Genomic DNA, 5,584 nt, shown 5'->3' with positions numbered 1-5,584 from the left:
GAACGCTAGCCTGTCACGCTAGAGGTCGTGGGTTCGAGCCCCATCCGGGTCGCCATTTTTCTCCCTTTCCGCTTTGCCAAATATGCCTTTGTAGCTCAGTTGGTAGAGCAGAGGACTGAAAATCCTCGTGTCGTTGGTTCGATTCCGACCGAAGGCACCAAACGCGGGTTTAGCTCATTTGGCAGAGCGCCACCTTGCCAAGGTGGAGGTAGCGAGTTCGAGCCTCGTAACCCGCTCCAAATAAAAAAGACGCCTTCGGGCGTCTTTTTTATTTGGAGCGCCCGCTGCGGCGGGGTTATCCGCTCGCTTTGCTCGCTCGACGTGCGGCAGGAACCTACGGTTCCCCCACACACGCCCCTCCCTCCGAAATTTTGAGCCATCAAAACAGTGATTTTAACGCATTGGTGCAAATAAAAACAGCCGGTCAAAAGACCGGCTGTTTTTATTTGGATGGCTATTTATCATCGGGCAAAATGGAGTGATTCAACAAGTCGCCAGCCCTCACTCCTAAAGCATCCGCAATATTGTACAATACCTCAACAGAGAAAGGCCTTACAATGTTTGGCGCTTCTATGGAGCTCAAATGTGAGCGGCTGATCTTCGCCTTCGCGGCAAACTCTTCCTGTGACATGCCCTTCAATTTCCTGAGGGCGGCAATCGTCAAGCCAAGTTCGATAAAGCGATCGCGGTTACAGAACTGTACTTCTTTGCTCACGTCGTCCCCTCCCTGCTTACTGGGAAAACCTTTGAGTTTTAGCACTCAAAGGCTTTTATTCTTTCAGAGAAGATATGACACTATCGAAAATATCCAACGTTTGCTTTCTCTTGATAACATCAAGAGTATTCAGCTTCCTGATGATGTCATTGCTCTTGGCTTCATAGCCGACGGCCAAACTGTCCTGAAGGACATCGTCGGCGGAGGCAGTCAACGTATTAAGGATCAGAAGGAACGTTTCTAACTTTGGCACTTTATCACCACGTTCAATATCGGCCAGATACCTTGTGCTGATGCCTATTTTTTCAGAGCACTCTTTCAGGCTCCAACCACATTTTGCTCTATATGATCTAAGTTTCTTTCCCATGCTTTTGCTGTCCACAGGCATCACCACCTATCTTGGGATAATCCTATGATAAGATCAACCGGACCCACCCAACTCTCCTCAGAACATATTCCTAAGCAAGTCCATAATAATCTGTTGCTGCTTTGGATTTAACGCCGACCAATTATCAAGCATTTCTCCCTGCTCTGGTGTAAGCGAAATGGGGTCATCACCTTCTGAGAAAAATTGAGATAGGGTAATTCCAAATCCTTTACACACTTTATCCAGCGTTTGTATCGTTGGGGTTTGTCCCTTGCGGTACCAAGTGGATATCGTCGATTGGGATAGGCCGGAATGTTTTGATAAATCATACTCAGTCCAGTTCCGAGCCAAACGGAGTTTTGTAATTTCTTTGAGTATATCTATCATGCTCTCAACCCCTTGCTACGTTATGACGTTAATTATACTTCGTTAAGAACTTGATTTTTAGTTGTTTTTGACGTATAATTATAACGTTATAAAATGACAGTTTCGTATGGGGCGGCCAATTTATTCATCAAAAGGCGTGACAGGGAGGAAAAGCAATGCCGAATAAGGTGCTGGTGCCAATAGAGGCAACCATTATGTCCAGGACAAAAGAGGCCCTGTTAAAGCACTGTGAAAATACCGGGCTTTCAATCGGCGAGGTGATCGACCGCATGGCATTGGATTTTACCATCGACAGCCCCGAGCTTGCCGCGAACGTCTTGTGCGAGGAATTCGTTATCATGGCCGCCAATCAAACGGAGGAGCAGGTCCGAAAAACGGCCAGTCATGTGATTGCCAGTCTCATGGTTCCCTTTCTCTGCAACGGCGCTGACGGGCACGCCTTTTTTGAGGAGCTTTCGGGCTGCATCAGGGACCACATCGATCTCATGATGAAAAACCCACAGGCGTCGTAAGCAAATCCAGAAGTCCGCCCGCCATGCCAAAAGCCCCGGGACGCTTTCTCCAAAGCGTCCCGGGGCTTTTCCGCGCCTATTTGTCGATGTAGACCATCGGGTCCAGAAAGCCAGATCCGATACGGATTTCAAAATGCAGGTGGTTGCCGGTGGAATTGCCCGTCGAGCCGACGCTGGCAATCTTCTCCCCCTGCTTGACCTCCTGACCGGCCGCGACGTCGAGCGAGCTGTTGTGCCCGTAGAGGGTGCGGGAGCCGTCGGCGTGCTCGATGATGACGCACTTTCCATACTCCCCGTACCAGCCCGCGAGCACGACGCGCCCCTGCGCCGCCGCGTAGACGGGCGTGCCGTACGGGGCGGCCAGGTCGATGCCGTTGTGGTGGGGATAGTCGTAGAAATCCGCCGACAGCCACCCGGTCTTGAGCGGGCGAATGAAGGAGGACACCCAGCGGCTGCCGTCGGCGGTTTCGCTTCGCAGCACCCGGGTGCCCCTCTTGACCACCTGGTCGACGGGGCGGGCGGTGTCGGTCGACTGGACCGACAGCACCTTGACCGGACGGTCCCCCTCGAACACGACCTGTGAACGGATCTCCCGTTCGCCCGCGATCCCCGCCGAGACGACCTCGGTATAGCCCCGGTAACGGGCGGGCTCGTCCTGATAGGCGACGCTGTAGGGGATTTTTTCCGTGGTGACGACGGTGCGCGTCGTGCGCGCGGGCGGCTGGAGCGCCAGGATGTTCACCGCGCAAAAAAGCGCGGTGGCCGCCGCGAGAACGCGCGCCGTCAGCTTCCTGATTGGGGTGTTTTTTGTCCTCTTCCGCGATGTCGATTGTCCGGAGTTGTCCGCAGGCATCTGCATGGCTGTGCCACCTCCCTGAATCGATACGCACTCAGGATACCGGGCATTTGTGAACTGTCCGTGAACACCGGGCATCGTTTACACAAGATTTACGATATTGGAAAGCCCTGACCCCTCCCCCTGCCTGCTTCTTCCCGGGGAGGAAATCCCCGGTCCCCCGGGCATCCAGAATCTCCGGGCCGCCGATTGCGTCCATCCGCTTGAAATCAGCGCCAAAGTAAGGTATGATTGCTGTAGCGGAAAATCGGAGTCCGCGTCTGTTTTTGACATTTGAGGGGGGAAGTCGGTTGTCCCAGCTTTTGGATGAAATCAGCCAGCTCCTGCAGCAGGGGCGCGCGCCCGCCGTTAAGGAAAAGGTCGCCCGTGCGATCGCGGAGGGCCTTTCCGCCGGGGGAATTCTGAACGGCGGCCTGCTTGCGGGCATGGGGGTCATCGGGGAGAAATTCAAGGCGAACAAGGTCTACATTCCCGAGGTCATGATCGCCGCGCGCGCTATGAACGCGGGGCTTGAGCTGCTCAAGCCCCTGCTCGCGGAAAACGGCGGCGAGGTGCGCGGCACCGTCGTGCTCGGAACCGTCAAGGGCGACCGGCACGACATCGGCAAGAACCTCGTCAAAATGATGCTCGAGGGAAAGGGCCTGCGGGTCGTCGACCTCGGGGTCGACGTGCCCGCCGCCAAATACATATCCGCCGCCGAGCAGAACGGCGCGGACATCATCGCCTGCTCCGCCCTGCTCACCACCACGATGAACGAGATGCGCGCCGTCGTCCAGCTTCGCGACAGCACGCCCGCCCTCGGCGGGGTCAAGGTGATGATCGGCGGCGCGCCGGTCACCCAGGCGTTCTGCGACGAGATCGGCGCGGACAGCTATACCCCCGACGCCGCCACCTGCGCGGAGGTCGCGCTCGGGTTCTGTTCCTGACCGGGAACGGGGAAGCCACCAACATCATACGGGCGCCACGCGCCCACACGGAGGGAAGCCATGTTTTGCAGCAAATGCGGAAGGGAAATCCGGGATGACAGCGTTTTTTGCTCCTACTGCGGCGATCGCGTCGAGGAGGAGCCCCAGGAGGCCGGGGAGCCCTGCGGCGGGGAGGCGGAAGCGCCCTGCATCCGTCCGGGCGCGCCGAAAAAACGCTGCTCCGAATGCGGGAAGGAGCTTCCGGGCAGCACGATTTCCGATCTGTGCGCGATGTGCACCATCCGGCAGCGCAACCGCGAAATAGAGGCGGAGCGCGAGCGGCGGGATTCGGAACCGTCGAACAGGGACCGCTACGACATCTCGGACGAATTTGACCAGAGCGTCTTTGAGCGGGACCGGGCGAACTATTTCCACGGCGAGGACCCCGGCAGCCGCACACAGGAGCGCCCGTCCCGTTCCGCCTATGCCGGCAGGCCCGAGGGCGCGCTCGGCGGCGCGGAACGCAAGCCCGCGAACCGCGGCTGCCTCATTGCGGCGATCGTGGTGATCCTCGTGGTGTTCGTGCTCCCCATCCTTTCCGTCCTCATTTTCAGCTTCGCGGCGGACTCCGGTTCCTCCATGGACGCCGCTCTCGAGGTCCCCGCCGAGGCATCTCCGGCGGACGGCGACTGGTGGCTGGACGACGAGAACGGAAGCGGCTGGCAGGCGGACGGCGAGAGCGAACCCGTCTTGGACGACAGCGCGAACGTCATCAGCACCGGAAGCCGCGACGAGCTGTTCGACCAGTTCATCGTCTCCGCGGCGGAAAACACCCTCTACGCGATGGTGCCCGCCTATTATGAGGCCGATTCGGTCGCCTTCCACCACGACCGGGAACAGCTCGCGGGCGACGGCGCGCTGATTACGACCTGCGGCACCGCCGACCTGACGGTAGGCGGGCGCACAAAGACCGACCGCTTCGAGGTGGTGCTCGCGATGTCTCCGAGCTATTACCACCCGCTCTACCTGGCGGTCAACGGCGAGCCGGTGTTCGACATCCGCGACACGGTCGACCGCGACGGGAACGTCACCGCCGACGGCGCGGAGTTCTACGAGCGGGAGGAGGGCGCCTCCCTCTTCGACGAGGAGACGGCCATCCGTCTCGATGATTTTGAATGAAAAAATGGGCTGCGGCCGAAAAACAAACCCTTTCGGGAAATTTCCCCGGGAGGGTTTTGCTTTCCCCGGCCCCGCATCTTCCACTTTCGGCGGGGAACGCTAAAAGCCGAGGTGATTTTATGCCGAAAAAAGACCGCGCGAAGTCCAAGCGGCCGCCCGAATCCGGCGGCGGCGAACCCGCGCCCTGCGCCGTGGATGTGATTCCCGACTGCGTCAACACCGACGGCACCGAGATCCCCGACGGCTACAACAAAATCGGCTACCAGGTGGTCGACAACATCTGCGAGGAACACATCATGTGAACCCCCGCCAGCCTTGCCGGCGGCCGGTCCCTTTGGGGACCGGCCGCTTTTCCGTCCGCGCGCGGAACCCATTCGATGCTTTCCGAATAGGATGGATTCAGACGATTTATTGACCGGTTGGGAGGTATTTTTGATGCTGCGATACGGAAACACGGGATTTTCCATGGGCGGGCGCTGGGGGGTTGTCCCGCCGCCCATCGGCGCGGCGGTCCCGGGCGGAGCGCCGGGGACGGCGCCCCCGCAGGGAAACGGCCCGCGCGGTGAGGCAAGGCCCACGGGCGCGATGGGACCCGCGGGACCGCGCGGCGAGACGGGACCCGCGGGCGCGATGGGACCGGCGGGACCGCGCGGCAGGTTTTGC

8 protein-coding genes, 2 tRNA genes and 1 pseudogene are annotated in these 5,584 nt (G+C 58.9%); 7 read left to right on the top strand and 4 right to left on the bottom strand.

Annotation, left to right across the window (positions count from 1 at the left end):
* Nucleotides 1–84: 84 nt before the first annotated feature.
* Together RDM88_RS11500 and RDM88_RS11495 are read left to right on the top strand one after the other, a co-directional pair.
* Nucleotides 85–160, top strand: a tRNA-Phe gene (locus RDM88_RS11500).
* Between the two features lie 3 nt (nt 161–163).
* Nucleotides 164–239: transfer RNA gene (locus RDM88_RS11495), tRNA-Gly, on the top strand.
* 215 nt (nt 240–454) lie between these two features.
* Here the strand turns inward: RDM88_RS11495 and RDM88_RS11490 are convergent.
* The 3 genes from RDM88_RS11490 to RDM88_RS11480 all read right to left on the bottom strand — a co-directional run bounded on the left by RDM88_RS11490 (nt 455) and on the right by RDM88_RS11480 (nt 1,469).
* Nucleotides 455–715 carry a helix-turn-helix transcriptional regulator gene (locus tag RDM88_RS11490; protein WP_308754973.1) on the bottom strand — a complete coding sequence of 87 codons (261 nt, stop codon included), beginning with the start codon at nt 713–715 and terminating at the stop codon, nt 455–457.
* 55 nt (nt 716–770) lie between these two features.
* Nucleotides 771–1,097, bottom strand: coding sequence for a helix-turn-helix transcriptional regulator (locus RDM88_RS11485; protein WP_308754972.1), 327 nt, complete (start codon nt 1,095–1,097; stop codon nt 771–773).
* A 63-nt stretch (nt 1,098–1,160) separates the two neighbouring features.
* A complete protein-coding gene (locus tag RDM88_RS11480) occupies nt 1,161–1,469 on the bottom strand; it encodes a helix-turn-helix domain-containing protein (RefSeq protein WP_276874512.1) in 309 nt (102 codons plus the stop codon).
* 194 nt (nt 1,470–1,663) lie between these two features.
* Here RDM88_RS11480 and RDM88_RS11475 point away from each other — a divergent pair, with 194 nt between their 5' ends.
* The gene (locus tag RDM88_RS11475; protein ID WP_308754971.1) at nt 1,664–1,981 is read left to right on the top strand and encodes a hypothetical protein; all 318 of its coding nucleotides are present in this window, start codon (nt 1,664–1,666) and stop codon (nt 1,979–1,981) included.
* A gap of 76 nt (nt 1,982–2,057) precedes the next feature.
* Here RDM88_RS11475 and RDM88_RS11470 read toward each other — a convergent pair whose 3' ends face one another.
* On the bottom strand, nt 2,058–2,840 hold the full coding sequence (locus RDM88_RS11470) for a peptidoglycan DD-metalloendopeptidase family protein (RefSeq protein ID WP_308754970.1): 783 nt from the start codon (nt 2,838–2,840) through the stop codon (nt 2,058–2,060).
* 287 nt (nt 2,841–3,127) lie between these two features.
* Between RDM88_RS11470 and RDM88_RS11465 the strand changes: the two genes are divergently transcribed.
* From RDM88_RS11465 to RDM88_RS11450, 4 genes and pseudogenes are all read left to right on the top strand, one after another.
* Nucleotides 3,128–3,763, top strand: a complete 636-nt coding sequence (locus RDM88_RS11465; RefSeq protein ID WP_308754969.1) for a corrinoid protein — start codon at nt 3,128–3,130, stop codon at nt 3,761–3,763.
* 60 nt (nt 3,764–3,823) lie between these two features.
* On the top strand, nt 3,824–4,921 hold the full coding sequence (locus RDM88_RS11460; protein WP_308754968.1) for a zinc-ribbon domain-containing protein: 1,098 nt from the start codon (nt 3,824–3,826) through the stop codon (nt 4,919–4,921).
* Between the two features lie 119 nt (nt 4,922–5,040).
* On the top strand, nt 5,041–5,223 hold the full coding sequence (locus tag RDM88_RS11455; protein ID WP_308754967.1) for a hypothetical protein: 183 nt from the start codon (nt 5,041–5,043) through the stop codon (nt 5,221–5,223).
* 133 nt (nt 5,224–5,356) lie between these two features.
* Nucleotides 5,357–5,584 (top strand): annotated as a pseudogene (locus RDM88_RS11450) (hypothetical protein); the annotation flags it as partial.

It is taken from the genome of uncultured Anaerotruncus sp. (assembly GCF_902490045.1).
GTDB lineage: Bacteria > Bacillota > Clostridia > Oscillospirales > Ruminococcaceae > Anaerotruncus.
Note: the sequence above shows the minus strand (reverse complement) of the source record. Positions and strands in the feature narration are given on the sequence as shown.